Origin of the sequence: Shinella zoogloeoides, from assembly GCF_030733845.1 — a bacterium.
GTDB classification, from domain to species: Bacteria; Pseudomonadota; Alphaproteobacteria; order Rhizobiales; family Rhizobiaceae; genus Shinella; species Shinella zoogloeoides_C.
On sequence record NZ_CP132311.1, the window covers coordinates 908482 to 925032 of the forward strand.

The 16551-nt window shown below is 66.2% G+C and carries 20 protein-coding genes; 11 read left to right on the forward strand and 9 right to left on the reverse strand.

Features of this window, described 5'->3' with window-relative positions:
* The first annotated feature begins 133 nt into the window (after positions 1-133).
* The 3 genes from Q9316_RS05430 to Q9316_RS05440 all read left to right on the forward strand — a co-directional run bounded on the left by Q9316_RS05430 (position 134) and on the right by Q9316_RS05440 (position 2066).
* The gene (locus tag Q9316_RS05430) at positions 134-568 is read left to right on the forward strand and encodes a MucR family transcriptional regulator (protein WP_306034212.1); all 435 of its coding nucleotides are present in this window, start codon (positions 134-136) and stop codon (positions 566-568) included.
* Between the two features lie 228 nt (positions 569-796).
* Positions 797-1267 carry a helix-turn-helix domain-containing protein gene (locus Q9316_RS05435; RefSeq protein ID WP_371877960.1) on the forward strand — a complete coding sequence of 157 codons (471 nt, stop codon included), beginning with the start codon at positions 797-799 and terminating at the stop codon, positions 1265-1267.
* Positions 1260-2066: a DUF6456 domain-containing protein gene (locus Q9316_RS05440; RefSeq protein ID WP_306034213.1), complete on the forward strand. Its 807-nt coding sequence runs from the start codon at positions 1260-1262 to the stop codon at positions 2064-2066. The genes Q9316_RS05435 and Q9316_RS05440 overlap by 8 nt, the downstream gene beginning before the upstream one ends.
* A gap of 200 nt (positions 2067-2266) precedes the next feature.
* Here Q9316_RS05440 and Q9316_RS05445 read toward each other — a convergent pair whose 3' ends face one another.
* Positions 2267-2686: a SufE family protein gene (locus Q9316_RS05445; protein WP_306034214.1), complete on the reverse strand. Its 420-nt coding sequence runs from the start codon at positions 2684-2686 to the stop codon at positions 2267-2269.
* Between the two features lie 162 nt (positions 2687-2848).
* Positions 2849-3274, reverse strand: a complete 426-nt coding sequence (locus Q9316_RS05450) for a DUF5330 domain-containing protein (RefSeq protein WP_306034215.1) — start codon at positions 3272-3274, stop codon at positions 2849-2851.
* A gap of 505 nt (positions 3275-3779) precedes the next feature.
* Here Q9316_RS05450 and Q9316_RS05455 point away from each other — a divergent pair.
* From Q9316_RS05455 to Q9316_RS05470, 4 genes are all read left to right on the forward strand, one after another.
* Positions 3780-5309, forward strand: coding sequence for a sensor histidine kinase (locus Q9316_RS05455; protein ID WP_371877961.1), 1530 nt, complete (start codon positions 3780-3782; stop codon positions 5307-5309).
* The gene (locus Q9316_RS05460) at positions 5281-5997 is read left to right on the forward strand and encodes a peptidoglycan-binding domain-containing protein (protein WP_306034216.1); all 717 of its coding nucleotides are present in this window, start codon (positions 5281-5283) and stop codon (positions 5995-5997) included. The genes Q9316_RS05455 and Q9316_RS05460 overlap by 29 nt, the downstream gene beginning before the upstream one ends.
* 43 nt (positions 5998-6040) lie before the next feature.
* Positions 6041-6412, forward strand: coding sequence for a DUF1491 family protein (locus Q9316_RS05465; protein ID WP_306034217.1), 372 nt, complete (start codon positions 6041-6043; stop codon positions 6410-6412).
* Between the two features lie 97 nt (positions 6413-6509).
* Entirely contained in the window at positions 6510-6641 is a 132-nt protein-coding gene (locus Q9316_RS05470; protein ID WP_306034218.1) for a hypothetical protein, read from the forward strand.
* A gap of 288 nt (positions 6642-6929) precedes the next feature.
* Here Q9316_RS05470 and Q9316_RS05475 read toward each other — a convergent pair whose 3' ends face one another.
* The 3 genes from Q9316_RS05475 to Q9316_RS05485 form a co-directional block, all read right to left on the reverse strand.
* The gene (locus Q9316_RS05475) at positions 6930-7133 is read right to left on the reverse strand and encodes a hypothetical protein (RefSeq protein WP_306034219.1); all 204 of its coding nucleotides are present in this window, start codon (positions 7131-7133) and stop codon (positions 6930-6932) included.
* A gap of 177 nt (positions 7134-7310) precedes the next feature.
* On the reverse strand, positions 7311-7616 hold the full coding sequence (locus tag Q9316_RS05480) for a hypothetical protein (protein ID WP_306034220.1): 306 nt from the start codon (positions 7614-7616) through the stop codon (positions 7311-7313).
* A 105-nt stretch (positions 7617-7721) separates the two neighbouring features.
* Positions 7722-8606, reverse strand: a complete 885-nt coding sequence (locus tag Q9316_RS05485) for a hypothetical protein (protein ID WP_306034221.1) — start codon at positions 8604-8606, stop codon at positions 7722-7724.
* Between the two features lie 648 nt (positions 8607-9254).
* On the opposite strand from Q9316_RS05485, the gene Q9316_RS05490 reads away from it, so the two are divergent.
* The gene (locus Q9316_RS05490; protein WP_306034222.1) at positions 9255-9440 is read left to right on the forward strand and encodes a hypothetical protein; all 186 of its coding nucleotides are present in this window, start codon (positions 9255-9257) and stop codon (positions 9438-9440) included.
* A gap of 322 nt (positions 9441-9762) precedes the next feature.
* Here Q9316_RS05490 and Q9316_RS05495 read toward each other — a convergent pair whose 3' ends face one another.
* The 3 genes from Q9316_RS05495 to Q9316_RS05505 are packed head-to-tail and all read right to left on the reverse strand — an operon-like array spanning position 9763 to position 13101.
* Entirely contained in the window at positions 9763-10314 is a 552-nt protein-coding gene (locus tag Q9316_RS05495) for a DUF1254 domain-containing protein (protein WP_306034223.1), read from the reverse strand.
* Positions 10307-10900, reverse strand: a complete 594-nt coding sequence (locus tag Q9316_RS05500; protein WP_306034224.1) for a DUF1214 domain-containing protein — start codon at positions 10898-10900, stop codon at positions 10307-10309. The genes Q9316_RS05495 and Q9316_RS05500 overlap by 8 nt, the downstream gene beginning before the upstream one ends.
* A 29-nt stretch (positions 10901-10929) precedes the next feature.
* Positions 10930-13101 (reverse strand): transglycosylase domain-containing protein, encoded by a 2172-nt coding sequence (locus Q9316_RS05505; RefSeq protein ID WP_306034225.1) that lies wholly within the window; start codon positions 13099-13101, stop codon positions 10930-10932.
* Positions 13102-13290: 189 nt separating this feature from the next.
* Between Q9316_RS05505 and Q9316_RS05510 the strand changes: the two genes are divergently transcribed.
* Positions 13291-13773 (forward strand): YcgN family cysteine cluster protein, encoded by a 483-nt coding sequence (locus Q9316_RS05510; RefSeq protein ID WP_371877992.1) that lies wholly within the window; start codon positions 13291-13293, stop codon positions 13771-13773.
* A 1-nt stretch (position 13774) separates the two neighbouring features.
* Here Q9316_RS05510 and Q9316_RS05515 read toward each other — a convergent pair whose 3' ends face one another.
* Entirely contained in the window at positions 13775-14107 is a 333-nt protein-coding gene (locus Q9316_RS05515) for an MmcQ/YjbR family DNA-binding protein (RefSeq protein WP_306034227.1), read from the reverse strand.
* A 246-nt stretch (positions 14108-14353) separates the two neighbouring features.
* On the opposite strand from Q9316_RS05515, the gene Q9316_RS05520 reads away from it, so the two are divergent.
* Positions 14354-14905, forward strand: a complete 552-nt coding sequence (locus tag Q9316_RS05520; protein ID WP_306034228.1) for a hypothetical protein — start codon at positions 14354-14356, stop codon at positions 14903-14905.
* A gap of 391 nt (positions 14906-15296) precedes the next feature.
* A complete protein-coding gene (locus Q9316_RS05525) occupies positions 15297-16523 on the forward strand; it encodes a DNA-packaging protein (protein ID WP_306035224.1) in 1227 nt (408 codons plus the stop codon).
* Positions 16524-16551 lie beyond the last annotated feature (28 nt).

A 16551-nucleotide genomic window follows, 5' to 3' on the forward strand; every position in this document is an offset into this window, starting at 1 on the left:
CGAACCGACGGGCATCGCGCTCCAGAGCATTTTCGCGCCGCGCAATCAGCTTGAGCAAGGCTTTACCTGAAGTTTAATCGCCAGGTCGATGGGTGGGGCCATCGACCGCTGTATTGTCCGACAGGAGAAAGAAATGACCGAAACAACCCTTGGCGCCGGCTCCAACCTGCTCGTCGAACTGACTGCCGATATCGTCGCCGCCTATGTCGGCAATCATGTCGTGCCGGTTTCCGAGCTGCCGGGCCTGATCGCCGACGTGCATGCAGCGCTGAACAACACGACGCAGCCGGCCGCCGCCGTCGAGGCGCCCGTCGTCGCGGAAAAGCCGAAGCCGCCGGTGCCGGTGAAGAAGTCGGTGCAGAACGACTACATCATTTGTCTCGAAGACGGCCAGAAGTTCAAGTCGCTGAAGCGCCACCTGATGACCCACTACGGCATGACCCCGGAAGAGTACCGCGAGAAGTGGGACCTGCCGGCCGATTACCCGATGGTCGCTCCGGCCTATGCCGAAGCCCGCTCGCGCCTCGCCAAGGAAATGGGCCTAGGCCAGCGCCGCAAGGGCAAGTAAGCACCGCATTCGCCGCCAGATCGGAAGGCCGGAGCCGCAAGGTTCCGGCCTTTTTGCGTTGCGGGCGGGGAATGATTGGTTCTGGAATGAGGAAAAAAAGCCTAGAACGGGGATATCTGTCGGAAATTTGTTAAAAAATTCAAGGAAAAGTTGTGGCTGGGCGCTTCATTCATCCCCACTTGTCCTCTAGGGTGTATGAATAAATTCCTATAAACGGAGTGGCCAGTCATGCACCAGTTCATCGTCCCCCACCGGCGGTCTTTCCCTCGGCTCGTCCCAGGCGCCGATCCGGCGCCCGAGACCAAGAGCGGCGCGCCGGGCGAGGGGCCGCCGCCGGTGCGCCGGACGATGGACATGCCGGAGGCGCCCAACGTGCCGCCCTCGATCGCCTGCCGCATCGTGCGCCAGCTCACGCTGGAGATGATGGCGATGGCCAGTGACCGGCCGCTCTGGCGCCGCGACGGCCGCCGTTCCACCTGCCATGTGCGCCAGATCGCCATGTATGTCTCCCATGTCGTGCTGGGCCTGTCGCTGTCGGATATCGGCGCGGCCTTCGGGCGCGACCGCACCACCGTCAGCCATGCCTGCAACGTGGTGGAGGACCGCCGCGACGACGCCTCCTTCGACGCCTTCGTCTCGACCATCGAGCGCGTCGTGCTGTCCGTCTTCGGTCCGGCGGGGATCGGCAGCCATGAGTGAGAGCGTGGACAAGAAGAAGGATGGCGAACTGGCAAAGCTCCTGCGTTTCCTGCTGGCAAGCGGGGAGGCGTCCCTTGCCGGCGATGACGAGCTGAGCGCGCGGGACGGGCGGGTGCAGTCGCTGTCCCCGGCGGTGTTGGCGGAGGCCGTGCGTCTCGGCCTGGTTTGCCGCAGGGGCGACCGGCTCGCCGCGACCGCCGAGGCGCGCGCATATCTGAAGCGCCGGCTTTGCGCGGCGGAAACGACCTTCGCCGACCAGCACCGGGATCTCGCCGCGGTGACGATCCTGCGCGACGGGGCGAGGGAGACGGTCGTTTCCAACCGGCTGGAATCGCCGCTGGCGGGCCTTGCGCGGCTGAAGGAGAAGACGGGCGAGCGCTACCTGCCCGAGAGCGCTATTGCGGCCGGCGATCGGCTGCATGCGGATTTCACCCGCGGCGGTCTCCAGCCGCGCATGACCATGTCCTTCGAGCCGCGCATCGCCGGCCGCCAGAAGGGGGAGGCGGGCGCGGCGCGCGAACTCACCGACACGGCGCTTGCCGCGCGGCTGCGCGTCGCCCGCGCCGTCGAGGCGATCGGCCCGGAACTATCCGGCGTCGCGCTCGACGTCTGCTGCTTCATGAAGGGGCTGGAGACGGTGGAGCGCGAACGGCAATGGCCGGCGCGCTCGGCAAAGCTCATGCTGCGCGCCGCACTGATGGCGCTCGCCCGCCACTACGCCCCGCCCGCCCGCCCTTCGCGCTCGTCGCACGCCTGGGGCGCGGAGGGGTATCGGCCGGAATTGGGTGCTTCGCGCTGAAGAATGACGACAGCGCAAGTGGCTCGAAAAGCCCTCTCTGCCTGCCGGCATCTCCCCCACAAGGGGGGAGAAAGGCTGGCAGCCTGCTCTTCATTTCTCTTTTTACGCCGAGCGTGCCGCGCGTTAAGTCCCTCCCCCTTGTGGGGAGGGATTTAGGGAGGGGTCTTCCGGTTAACGAAAGTACTTCAGAAAAAACCCGCTCAGGCCGCGACCTTCACCGCCGCCTCTTCGCGGATGCGCTTGACCATCGAGCGCAGGCCGTTGGCGCGCTGGGAGGAGAGGTGCTCGACGAGGCCGATCTCGTTGAACGTGTCGATGGCGTCGAGGCCGGCGATCTCGGAGGCGCGCTTGCCGGAATAGATGGCGAGCACGATGGCGACGAGGCCGCGCACGATATGGGCGTCGGAATCGCCCTCGAAGGTCATCACCGGATCGCCGCCCTCGCCGGTGCGGCTGACGAGCCAGACCTGGCTGGCGCAGCCCTGCACCTTGTTTTGCGCGGTGCGCGCGCTCTCCGGCAGGTCCGGCAGCGCCTTGCCGAGCTCGATGACATAGCGGTAGCGGTCCTCCCACTCGTCGAGGAAAGCGAAGTCGTCGATGATCTGCTGAAGCGTGGCCATGGGATTTCCGTGTGCGGACATTTGTCTTCATATAGGGGAGCGCGCCCCGGATTTGAACCGGAATCCGTCCGGACAAAAAGAAACGCCGTATGGATAAGGTCCATACGGCGGTTGCAGGGCAACGAGTGAGGCAGGCAGAAACTTTAAGGCAGTATCGGGGGCTCAGCCCTTGTGGGCGGGGCGGCGGGTCGGAATGGCGACGGTGCCGGTGATGACCTCGTCGTCGGCATCGACTTCGGCGACGGCCGGAAGCGGCTGGCCGAGCGCTTCCTTCTTCTCCGGATCGGCCTTGGCGACATCGGCGCCCTCTTCGGCAAACTGGGTATCGAGGAACTGGTAGGCGATGCGGGCGCCCTCGCGGGCCCGGTGGCCGAGGGCGACGAAGGTTTCCGCACCCTTCTCGCAGACGTCAGGCTTCTCCAGGCACATCGCCGTCACATAGCCGAACGCCTCGCTTGCGGCGCTGAACGTATCGCCGATCTCGACGGTCGGGCCCCTTTCCAGCTTCGCGGAGGATTCCGCGTCCAGGAAGGGGAGCAGCACGAGAACCATCGAGAACCAGAACGTTCCCTTGATCAGAAACCACATCGCTTGCCATCCTCATTATAGGGCCTCGGCTCTTTGCGGCCTTCGGCTTGTTTGGTCCTTGGCGAACCGTTGATGCGAGAATAGGGGGCGGAAGGAAATTCCCCTTTGCTGGAATCACTCGGGTTTTGCCCAGTTTTGATTAAAATGCGACCTAATCCGCACTTTACCGGCATTTGAGGCAGATTTTAGCGAACCGCGTTAAGGATGAAGGCAGGGCTTGCCGGTGGCAGTGCCCGGAATGCCGGGAAGGCGGTTTGCGGCACGCTGCCCAAGAAGTTAATATGAACAGAAAAATGCCGCAAAATGAGGCGCTTACGCCCCGTTAACCACGCCGGACGAATGGCCTTTGGATTGACCCGAAATGGGACTTTTGGGGCTTTTTCGGCCCTTTCCGGCCCCTCCCGTTTATTCTTTCCTTAAGTCGCCGATGCGATTTTGGGCTCACAGAAAAGAACATGAACGACAGGGTTTCGCGTTGCGCCAATTGACCACCATCGCTGACAGAATGGCAGCCCGCCTGGGCGCCGTTGCGGGCGTTGCTGGCATGGGCGCAGCCGCCGAGCGCCCCTCCGCGTCGCTGCGCGCGACGACGCTGGCGCTGCTCGCCGCCGTGCCCGGCCTGCCGCTCGCCCTTTCCGCCGTCATGCCCGCCTCCGCCGCCTTGCCGGCCGGTGTCGCGCTTGCCGGCACCGGTGCGCTGCTTGCCGCCGCCGCGACCTCGGTGCGCCAGCCCAAGCCCCTCCCGGCGCGGACCTTTGCCGAAGAACTGGCCAACGCCGCGCCGCCCGCGACCTCTCCTTATGATCTCTTCGCGGGCCTCGTGACGCTGCACGATGCGCGCGGCTTCGTGACCGCCGTGCACGGCCGCGACCGCGCCGACATGCTGACCTGGATGCGCGACCCCGCAGGCCGCGGCTATCTCGACCAGATCCACGTTTCCGACCGGCTCGGCTTCCTTGCCGCGATCGACCGCCTGCGCCAGGGCGGCGCGCGCGAGACCGTGGACATCCGCATCGACCGTCCGCGCATGGAGGCGGACGCCGAGCAGTTCGTGCACATGCGCGTGGAGATGACGGCGCTGGCCGGCCCGGACGGCGCGCTTGCCGCGGTCGTCGCCCAGTCGCGTGACATTTCCGACGAGGCGAAGCTGAGGAACGAGAATGTCCGCAAGGCCGCGGAAGCCGAATCGGCCAACGACGCCAAGACCCGCTTTCTCGCCGCCGTCAGCCACGAGCTGCGCACGCCGCTGAACGCCATCCTCGGCTTCTCGGATATCCTTTCGGGCGAATATTTCGGCAAGCTGGAGAACGACCGCCAGCGCGAATATGTGGCGCTGATCCACCAGTCGGGCTCGCACCTCCTGTCGGTGGTCAACACCATGCTTGACGTCTCGAAGATCGAGGCCGGCCGCTACGAGCTGCTGACGGAGCCCTTCATCGTCGCCGACAGCGTGCGGGCCTGCGAGCAGATGCTCGGCCTTCAGGCGCGCGACAAGGGCATCAAGCTGACGAGCCGCGTGCCGCGCGCCATCGGCGAGGCGGTGGCCGACCAGCGGGCGATCCAGCAGATCCTCATCAACCTCGTCGGCAACGCCATCAAGTTCACCGACCGCGGCGGCATCGTCACCATCGATGCGGCGCGCGAGGGCAAGGACCTGCTGCTTATCGTCAGCGACACCGGCATCGGCATCCCGGCCGACAAGCTGGCGCTGATCGGCCAGCCGTTCATGCAGGTGCAGAACGAATATACCCGCAAGTACGAGGGCACCGGCCTCGGCCTCTCGCTGGTCAAGGGCCTCGTGGCGCTGCACGGCGGCAGCTTCGCCATCCACAGCAAGCCGGGCGAGGGCACCGTCATCACCATCCGCGTGCCGGCCGACGGTTCCGGCGTTTCAGGTGAGGGCGAGCCCGGCATGGCGCCGTCGTCCACCGTCGATTTCCCGCCGCGCCTTGCGGTGGACATGGAGACCGTTTACCAGCCGTCGATGGATGGCAAGGACACGCAAGATGAACGCGCACGTCAGAAGACAGCCTGAGCGGCGGCCCCAGGGCCAGGCCCGCAAGGGCCGGTCCGGCGCGCGCCCCCAGCCGCAGCGGCGGCCCAACATTGTGATGACGGGGCTTGCCGCGCTCGGCGGGCTGGCGGCGCGCCATCCAAGCACCGTCGGCGGCACCTGCGCCTTCCTCGTCGTCTTCTCCTTCGTCGCGGCCAATGCGCTCTGGTACCAGCCCGGCGGCCATCCGTCGCCGTTCCTGAAGATGCGCTCGGCCGACAATTCGCTCGGTTTCAGCGCCACCAAGCCCGAACCGCACGACGTGACGACCTTCGTCATCGAGCGCGAGGAGGAGGGGCAGGAACTGCCCGAGGTCACCGACGTGACGCCGGCCGACCGGCCCTTCGACGAGGTGGCGAAGGTCATCGAGAGGCAGCCGGCGCAGACGCAGGCCGAGGCGGAAGCCGACCCGGTCGCCGCCGCGATCATGGAGGCCGAGGCCGATCCCGCCGTCACCTCCGCCGTGGCAAGGCCGGTCCCGAGCGAGCTGGTGATGAAGATCCAGAAGGGTCTCAGCAACATCGCCTATACCGACATCGCCGTGGACGGGCTGATCGGCGAGAAGACGCGCACCGCGATCCGCCATTTCGAGAAGCATTACCGCCTGCCGGTGACCGGCGAGCCCAACGAGCTGGTGCTCGCCAAGCTCAAGGATATCGGCGCGCTGTAGCGCCGGCATTGCCCCGCCACCCGGCGCCGTGTATGCCGGCCTGATGCGCCTTCGTACCGACATCTTCGTTTCCGCCCTGATGCGCCGCGTCTTCGCGTGCGGCGATTTCGCCGCCGTGGAGGCGAAGGGCGCGGAAGAGGCGGGGGCGGTGTTCGTGCGGCAGGTCTTTCGCGATGGGACCGAGAGCCTGCATGCACCGGCGCCGCAGAGCTTCTTCGACGAGGACGACAGCGGCCGGCGGCTGTTCGAGACGCGGCTGGCGCGGGTGGGCGCCGGCGCGGTGGCCGAGGCGATCGCGCGCGAGCGCCGCTTCGACGGCGATCTCTGGGTCGTGTCCATCGAGACCGACGATCTCGGCGACCTGATCGAATTTGCCGGCGCAGAGCCTGATGACGACGGGTTCTTCCGGCGTTAGTCCTGCTGTTCCGGCGGGAACAGCGCGGCGCGCCGCGCCATGGGACAACGGGGCACACAGGCAGCGGCCTGTGGCCAACGCCCTGGAGGAACGCCCCATGTTTATCGTGCTGCCTGCCCTTGCACTGCTGATTTCGGGAATGTTCGTCGCGACCCTCCTGGCCGCGCTTACGGCCGAGCGCCGCGAGGACGATGCCGTTCGCGTTCCGGCCCGGCGCCGGGTCCTCTAGACAAAGCCGGCCCTTCACCCAAAAGGATTAGTGCGGCGCGACAATTCGTGAAACGGGCGGCACTTGTTCCGTAACCGTTCATGATTGAATTAGTTTTTTCTAATTTTATAGCTTTCGGGAAAACCCCTCCCTAAATCCCTCCCCACAAGGGGGAGGGACTTAACGCGCGGCACGCTCGGCGTAAAAAGAGAAATGAAGAGCAGGCTGCCAGCCTTTCTCCCCCCCTTGTGGGGGAGATGCCGGCAGGCAGAGAGGGTCTTTCTCCTTCCGCCTGCGGGTGGCTCCCTTTCACGCGCCGTCGCGTCCGTAGCCGGGTATCCCGTCGAGCCGGTTGACGACGACGCCGAGGGAGCGGACGGCCTCCATGGTGATCGCCAGGCCCTGCATCAGCAAGGCGGTGTCGTCGTCCTGGTGCTTGTGCGAGAGGGCGCGTGCGCGTTGGTTCAGGCGGTCGCTGAACGCGTTCAGGCCTGCAATAAGGTCGTCGTTCATTTCCAATCTCCCGACATTGTCTTGAGCCCTCAAAACCACGTCCACGCCGCCCAGAAGCAGACATAGGCGCCGACGAGGATCAGGACACAAAGAGCTATCTTCCGGGCCATAACGCACAACCCCGCTGATTCGATCCCCGCAGGATGCGATGAGGCGGCACGGGGAGATGGGAAACCGTTACTTGGTCGGCCTTACAAGGGAGATGACACGCGGCTTGGACGGCGCGTCCAGCCAGTCGATCCACTTGTCCCGTTCCTCGATCGTGTCGAAGAACCGCCACAGCTTGTATTCCTCCTCCGTGGTCTCCAGCATCTCGCCGATGGAGACCAGTTCCAGGGGCAGCGTCACCTCGTTGCCGTCGAAGCGGACGAAGTAGATGCCCTCTGCGGCAAGGCGGATGACCTGGCCGGTTCCGTAGCTGCCATCGGGATCGTCGACCGTGAAATACATGCCGGTCAGGGTGTCGAAGATTTTGTCGTTCATGGGATTCGAATGCCATTTCTGAAGAAGCGAGACCTGCAAGCATCCGACAAGTCTGGAAAACAAGCAAGGCGGTCTGTTGGCGGAGGATGCCCGCGCATGGGCTGATCAGCCGGCGGCGCGCTGGCGATCCTGTTCGGCCGGGGCGCTGTCGCCGTTGGCCGCTCTCGGCCGGCCGTCGCCGTTCGTGTAGCGGTCCGCCCGCTGCCAGCTCTCGACCCGGCGGATCGCCTCGGCCGGATCCAGCGCGGCAAGCAGCGCATCCGCGCCGCCATCGGCAAGGTGTGGATAGATGTTCTGCAGCACGAACAGGCTGTCGGCGGAGGGAACGTCGAGCGCCACCAGCGTCTCGGCCAGTTGCCGTCCCGAGACGTCGAGAAGAATGCGCTCCGAAAGCCACTGGCTGGAGGCGAGCGCGTCGGCGAGCGTCACGGCGATCATGCCCACCTCGCCGGCGCGCGCGAAGCGCACGAACAGTATCTGGTGCATGCCGGTCGCGGGTTCAAGGCGAGGCGGGGCCTCGACCTGCGGCGTCGCCGCGCGTACCAGCGCACGCAGTTCGTCGCGCATCTGCTCTTCCCGCTCCAGCCGCGCGGCTTCCTGAAGGACGGCCTCGCGCTCCTCGCCGGTGCGGCGGCTGGCATGCTCCTGGTGCGTGCCGACCAGCGCCTCGATGATGATGGGCGAAAGGTCGTCGCGCCGGCCGATGGCGCGGGCATGGTCGGGGCCGGTCGCGCGCAGGATGCGCAGCAGCACACCGTCGTCTATCGCCCTGGAGCCCATGAGGAAGATGGCGGCGGTGCTTATCGGCTGGCGGGCGATGAAGAGGGCGGTCTCCTCCGGCACCTGCGGGCAGCGCGACAGGGCGGCGACGGCCTGCCGGCGCGCTTCCTCCGTGGAAGCGCTATAAAGCTGTTCGAAGAGCTCGCCGAACTGGCGCAGGTCCGATCTGGACGGAAAACGCAGGCTCTCGAAGCTGGAAACCGTGGCCATCAGAACGATGTCCTTCGGCCGCCCGGCTTGCGGTCTCTCCAGTTCGCGAAACCTGTCCGCCACAAAACACCTGTCATCCCCGGACCGGCAGCCCCCTGCAGATCCCCATTGTCGTTCATGAAAAGTAGAGGAAAAACGTTAGCGAGCCGTTAACCTTGCTCGCGCGGAAACCGCAATGTTTACAAGGCAGTGTCGCCGGGGTTGCAGGCGCCGGCTGAGCGTGGGCGTGCCGGATCGGGACGATGGCCGTTCTTTTTCCCTGTGCCGCAGGGAACAGCGCAAAGCGCCTGTTCACGTTAGTGTTAACAGCATGTTAACCCGATCGTCGTTAGTTTTGGGGACATGGTTCGGCTCGTCATTTGCGTTTCGCGTGATATGATTCGACCATGGAAGCGGTTATTCGCCGGAAGGCGCTACCGCTTTGCAGGGAAAGGTGCGATGTTCCGGATACCGGACGGCCGCCAGACAACTTCCCGTGAAGGGGAAACTTCTGGTTCCGTATCGCCGTTTTCCACCCGTATGCGACAGGGATGACATCAGCTCATGTCGCATCCGGGTGACGGAACCGGATGCACCGGCCCGCTCAACGGGCAGGGTGAGATTTGTAGCAGTACTTCATCCGTCTCGATTCTTCTTTTGGAGGCGAGAATGGCAGACGTGGTACGATTGACGGAATGGCTCGCGCGAACGCCGAGACGCGATACCATTCGCCCTGAGGCTCCGGCCCAGATATTGCTGTTTACCGGTGTGCGCTACGAGCGCCTGACGCCCGCAATGCTTGCGGCGCGCAAGACGACCAAGCGCGGCACCCCCGATACGGCCCGCCGGCCGTAAGACCTTGCCGGTCGCTACGCGGCAGCGATGGGCGGCGTGTGCCTTTGCGCGCCACGGTGGATAGGGAGGGCAGAACGCCGCTGCCTCTCACGTCTCCCCCCTTGAGGCAGAGCGATCGCCTATGACACAGCGTTGCGGGTTTCCCCTTCTCCCCCAAGGGGAGAAGGTGGCCCGAAGGGTCGGATGAGGGGGCTTGCACGACCTCTCAGCGTCTGCGCCACCCCCTCATCCCGCTGCCGCGACCTTCTCCCCGCCGGGGAGAAGGGGCAAGACGCAAGCTCCCTGTTCATATGCGATAGCCCTGGGGCGCCCGGGCGGCTACCTATTGTTCGGCCGGGAAGGGCTCGCAGCTCGCGTCGGCGAGGAAGGCAGTCGCCGCTTCCTCACGGCTTTCCGTCGGCACGAAGGTGCGCAGGACGGCGTAGCCCTCATCTCCCCGCATCTCCACCAGGATCGACTGTTCCAGTTCCGCCGGCACCGCCTTGCGGATGCCGATGAGCTGGATGGGCGTTGCGACGAGCGTGTCGAGCGCGCCGGATACCGAGGTGCGGTCGTTCATGCTGAAGACCTCGTTGGAGGCGCTGTCATAGACGGCGAGCGACCAGAAGGGCACGTCGCCCTCGGCAAAGAGCCGGATCGGGCCGTTTTCCACCGAGAAGGTGCACACGGCGGTCTTCATCGCCGGATCGTCGTTGATCGGCGCCAGCCCCACCGCGGCATTGGCCAGCGGGAAGAAGCGGTTCGCCTCGCCGAGGGTCTGCACGCGCGTATAGGCGTCGCGGCCAGTAAAGCTCGGCAGCGAGAGGATGATGACGATATGGAGCAGCGCCGCGCCGACGAGGCCGACGGCGATGGCATAGAGGAAGCTACGCATCGGCGCAGTCCAGCCGCTTGATGCCGGGCATGGCAAGGTCGATGACGCCGGAGCTGCCGGCGGTGGGCGTGTCGAGCAGCGTCATGACCAGAAGGAACGACGCCCGGCCCTCGGGAACCGCCAGCCAGTTGCCCGACGTCGCCGAGGAGGCGATGCGGATCGAAAAATTGCTGTCGCCGCCGCGCAGCACCGACCAGGCGTTGAGGCCGGTCGGCAGGCCCGGGCGGGCACCGTCGAGCGGGTTGCCGTCGCGGTCGGCCGCATGCAGCGTCCAGAGGCGGGCAGGGGGCGTGATGCCGGCGATCTCATAGCGGCAGTTTGCGACGAGCGTGCGGTTGTCGCTGTCCCGGGCGGCCGTGAAGGTCAGGCCCTCGGCCCCGCCGAGCAGCAGCTTGCCGTCGCGCGCGCGGTGGGCCTTGGCGTAGGGATCGGCATCGACCGTCTGGGCGGCCGGGAAGGCCGTCCACGGCCCGAGCGCGATGGCGCCGAAGCCGACGGTCGCCCTCAGCGCGTAGACCGAGCTCAGGATGCCGAGGCCGAAGGCGACGGCGAGCGCTGTGGCGATGACGAGGGGAGTGCGGAACAAGACGGTCAACCGTTGGAATCAGCTTTCCGTCACTCTGTCCGGTTCGAAACGGTGCCGTCAAGCGCGGCCACGCGGCCGTCCGCCTTGAGCGGCTTTGCTTCGTTGAACTGGCGGGCGACATCCTTCAGGAGTTTCGTGACGTCCGCCGAGAGCGAACGGGGACGGACGAGCGCGGGAAGCGCGTTCTCGTCGCTCGGGGTCGCGGCGACCTCAGTGGCCTTCGTGCCGTCGGGCAGCGGGTTCTCGATGCCGGGAATGGGGCGCAGCTCGATGCCCTGGTGGGCATAGTCCATCAGCCGCTTGAAGGTCATGGCGGGCAGCGAGCCGCCGGTCATGTTGTTCGTCGACGTGTAGTCGTCGTTGCCGAACCAGACGGCCGTTGTATAGTTGCCGGTGAAGCCGACATACCAGGCGTCGCGGTAGGCCTGCGTCGTGCCGGTCTTGCCGCCCGAGACGATGCCCCGGTCGAGCGCGCCGCGCCGCGCCGTGCCGCTGACGGGAATGGTGACGAAGATCTTATTCATCGAGGCATTGGCCGCATCCGACAGGATATGCCGGGCAGGCGGCTCGTCACGGCCGAAATCGTAGAGGATATCGCCGTCGTAGTTGAGCATCTGGCTGATGCCGTGGCGGCGCGACTGCATGCCGCCGGCAGGGAAGACGGCATAGGCGGTCGCCTGGTCGAGCACGGTGACCTCCGACGTGCCGAGCGGCATGGTCTTGTCGGTGCGGATCGGCGTCTCCACGCCCATCTCCTTGGCGGTTTCGGCGATGCGCTTGGTGCCGAGCTTGTCCTTGGCAAGGCGCACCGGCACCGTGTTGATCGACTTGGCCATCGCCGTCATCAGCGAGATGCGGCCCGAATAGCTGCGGCCGTAGTTCTGCGGCGACCAGCCGTTCCAGCTGATCGGCGCATCGACGATCGTCGTCTCGGGCGTCATGCCGGCCTCCATGGCCGCGGCATAGGTATAGGCCTTGAAGGACGAGCCTGGCTGGCGCAGCGCCCTTGTCGCGCGGTTGAACTGGCTTTCGCCATAGTCGCGCCCGCCGACCATGGCGCGCACGGCGCCGCCGTTCTCCACCATCACCAGCGCGCCCTGCTTGACGCGGTAGCTTTCGCCGTACTGGCGCAGGCCGCTTTCCACCGCCTCCTCGGCGGCGGCCTGCAGGCCCATGTCGATGGTCGTGCGCACGATGAGCGAGTGCTGGGCGAAGGGCTTTGCGATGCGCTGGACCTCCTCAAAGGCCCAGTCGAGGAAGAAATCCGGCGCCGTCTTCTCGTTGCGGTCGATGACGGTGGCGGGATTGCGCCGCGCGGCGATCACCTGGCCCTCGGTCATCAGCCCGCCCTGCACGAGGTTGGTCAGGACCTCGTTGGCGCGGGCGCGCGCGGCCGGAAGGTTGACGTGCGGGGCGTAGCGGGCGGGGGCCTTGAAGAGGCCGGCCAGCATGGCGGATTCGGCAAGGTTCACATCGGTGACGTTCTTGCCGAAGTAGAACTGCGCCGCCGCCGCCGCGCCGAAGGTGCCGCCGCCCATATAGGCGCGGTCGAGATAGAGGCGCAGGATCTCCTTCTTGGAGAGGTTCGCTTCCAGCCAGAGGGCGAGGAAGGCCTCCTTGATCTTGCGTTCGATGGTGCGCTCGTTCGACAGGAACAGGTTCTTGGCGAGCTGCTGGGTGAGCGTGGAGCCGCCCTGCACGACGCCGCCGGCGCGCGCATTCTCGTTCATGGCGCGGGCAAGGCCGAGGAAATCGATGCCGAAATGGCTGAAGAAACGGCGGTCCTCGGTCGCCAGCACCGCCTTGATCAGGTGATCAGGCAGTTCGTCGATAGGGGCGGAATCCTCGTGGATAATGCCGCGATGGCCGATCTCGTTGCCGTAGCGGTCGAGGAAGGTGACGGCGAAATCGCTCTGGGCGCGCCAGTCGCCCTTGGTCTCCTCGAAGGCCGGCAGCGCCAGCGCCAGCAGCAGCACGAAGCCGGCCGTGCCGAGGTTCATGCCTTCGCCGGCCACTTCGAAGACGGCCTTCTTCCAGCCTTTGACGTGGAAGCGGCGGAAGAAGATGGTGATCTCCTCCCAGATTTCGGCGGCGCGGAAACCGGCGTTCCAGACCGTGGAATCGATCCAGGAATCGATCCGCAGGAGGAAGTGCCGCTTGCGGCGGCGCGGGGTTTCGGTCTTCTGGCTGTCGTCTTCCACGATCGCGGTCTCTTGCGTTCCTCGGCACGGGCGCCGTGACACTGCCCGTCTCCGGTTAACGTCCTCTCACCACCGGTTTATTCTGGCACGATATCAGTCTTTTGAAGGCGGCGACACGGAATTTGCCGGGAAGGGTTACCGCCGGCGGCTCTTGACCTTTGGGCCCGAGGGGTTCAGGGGTCGGGCATGATGACGAAGAATGCGCAAAAACCCGACGACCTGCCGTTCTGGAAGACGAAGACGCTCGCCGAGATGAACGACGCCGAGTGGGAGAGCCTTTGCGACGGCTGCGGGCTCTGTTGCCTCAACAAGCTGGAGGACTGGGAGACGGCGGAAATCGCCTGGACCTCGATCCGCTGCGTGCTGCTCGACGGGGAAAGCTGTCGCTGCTCGGACTACGAGAACCGGCAGGCGACCGTGCCGGACTGCATTCGCCTGACCGTCGAGAGCGTCTCGAAGATCTCCTGGCTGCCGCCGACCTGCGGCTATCGCCTCGTGCGCGACGGCCACGACCTCTACTGGTGGCACCCGCTGGTCTCGGGCGATCCTGAAACGGTGCACCAGGCGGGCATTTCCGCGCGCGGGCGCACGGTGAGCGAGGAGGGCATCGATATCGAGGATTACGAGGACTACCTCGTCACCTGGCCGCTGGAGGTGGGCGAGGGGAAATAGGTTAGTGGAGGCTCGCCTTCACCAGCTTCTTCGGCGCGACATTGCGCCAGGCCGTGCCGATGAGATCGCGCACCCGCTCGCCGTCCGCCCCGTCGAAATAGAGCGAGGTCCAGCCCTTGAGGCCCCAGCCGCCCGGCACCGGCGCGCAGAGCCCCGGATCGGTCTCCAGCACGAGGAGCTGCTGGTCGGGCGTAAACTTTAGGACCGCGCGGCCGGGCTCCGGCAGGGTCATGAAAACCCGCTCGCCCACCCGGAAGTCACGCTTCCCGAAATGGGCACTTTCCTGAGCGCCGGGCATGCCGAGCGCCATGACGACGAGATCCTCGGATATCATGAAAAGAGCATAGCACCGAACCGAGGGGGCGAAAAGATTTCGAGAAAATAGGAAAATAGTCCTTGACGGTGTGACGGTCGTCTGATAGGGTTATGGCATAGTCGGAAAGGTGCGGGCGGAGGGATCGCCGGGCTTTTCGGAGGCTGGAAGGTCTGGCGGTATCCGCCCGCGGCCGGCTCGACAGGAATATTTTGACAGGCGCTCGTTCCATCAGGACCGGGCGCCTTTTCATTTTCGGGTGTGGCGATGGAAACGGACCTGGCGATCGATCTCGACCTCTTCGGCGTCTTGCCGGAACCGGCGGCCTATGACGGCCTTTCCGGGCGACGGGCGGATTTTTCGGGCGGAGCGGTGCTGCTGCTCGACACCAAGGCGGCTTCGCCGGGCGACCCCTTCCTCGACATGCAGGCCATGCTTCTGGAGATGACCAAGGAGCTGCGCGAACGCTTCCAGCGCTTCCAGAGCCAGAAGGCGTTGGCCGAGCGCGACGCGGACGCCGCCGATGACGAGGCCGCGCGCAAGCTGGCGCAGACCGACGCCAAGGCGGCGATCGAGGCGGTCTCGCTGATCGTGCGCACGCTGGAGAAGATCGACAGCCTGCAGCGCACGCTGATCACCGAGCGGGCCGAGGCGGAAGCCGCGGCCGGCGAACTGGAGGACGAGGCGGCCTTGATCGAGGAATTCGACCGGCTTGTCGAGGAACGGGTGAAGGATCGGTTGAATGCCGCGAAACAGGACTGGATGCGGGAAGCCGGGGCTGGCGGCGATGCTGCCGCGCGAGCGGAAAGCGGGCCGTAGCGATCTCCTTGCCCAGAGGGCGATCCGGCGCAGGCTCGACAGGACGATGAAGAAGGCGGCTGCGGGTTTGCGGATGATCGAGGAACAGCGGGCGCGGGTGGATTTCGACAAGGTTGCAGATGCGCTTGAGGCAGATATTTCTCAGCGGGGAGCGGTGGTTGCCCGTGAAGAGTGCCCCTTATCCCCCTGCCGGGATGAAGACCCCTCCCCAACCCCTCCCCACAAGGGGGAGGGGCTTAACCCGCGGCGCGCTGGGCGTGAAAAATTTCAGGAGAACCAAGCTGCCAGCCTTTCTCCCCCCTTGTGGGGGAGATGCCGGCAGGCAGAGGGGGAGTTCATCGGCGATTGCCCTGCCGGCGGGGCTGGGCCTTCGGCTGATCCTCAAAAGCGGATCGGCTTCCGCACGCCGGAACAATCCCGCCAATGGCACTTCACCTACCGCATGGCCCAACTGCCGCCGGAGGGCGACTGGCGGGTCTGGCTGCTGATGGGCGGCCGCGGTTCGGGCAAGACGCGGGCGGGGGCGGAGTGGGTGCATGCGCTGGCGCTGGCGCGGCCGGAAAGCCGCATCGCGCTGGTGGCCGAAACGCTCGGCGACGGGCGCGAGGTGATGATCGACGGCGTTTCGGGCATCTGCCGGATCGCCGGGCGCTTGCGGCCGGAATTCGAGGCGTCGCGCCGGCGGCTGGTCTGGCCGAACGGCTCGATCGGGCAGATCTTCTCCTCCGAAGATCCCGAAAGCCTGCGCGGACCGCAGTTCCACTTCGCCTGGTGCGACGAGCTCGGCAAATGGAAGCATGCGCAGGAGACTTGGGACATGCTGCAGTTCGGCCTTCGCCTCGGGGACGATCCGCGCGTGCTGGTGACGACGACGCCGCGCCCTGTGCCGGTGCTGCGGGCCCTGGCGGCCGACCCGAAGACAGCGGTGCGGCGCATCGCGACTTCGGACAATGCGCAGAATTTGTCGCCGGGGTTCCTGACGGCCATGGCGGACCGCTACGGCGGCACGCGGCTCGGGCGGCAGGAGCTGGACGGCGAACTTATCGCCGACCGCGAGGACGCGCTGTGGAACCGGGCGCGGCTGGAGGCGATCCGTCTCAGGCAGCCCGGACCGCTCTCGCGCATCGTCGTGGCGGTCGATCCGCCGGCGACGGCGTCCGCGGCCTCCGTCTGCGGCATCGTGGTCGCGGGGCTGGACGGCGACGGGCGTGCGGTGGTGCTGGCCGACTGTTCGGTGACGGGTGCAAGCCCGGCGGGCTGGGCAGGCGCGGTGGTGCGCGCCTTCCGCCGCTTTAATGCCGACCGGGTGGTCGCCGAGGTCAACCAGGGCGGCGACATGGTGACGGCGATGCTGCGAAGCGTCGACGCCAACCTGCCGGTTTCGACCGTGCGGGCGACGCGCGGCAAGTTCCTGCGCGCCGAGCCGGTTGCGGCGCTCTACGAGCAGGGGCGGGTGGCCCATGCCGGCGCCTTCGCCGAACTGGAAGACCAGATGTGCGATTTCGGGCCGGACGGGCTGTCCTCCGGCCGCTCGCCGGACCGGCTCGATGCGCTGGTCTGGGCGCTGACGGCGCTGGTGATCGACCGGCAGGGCGAACCGCGGGTGCGCGGAATCTAGGGCAATTCCAGCAAAAGTGCGCAGCGGT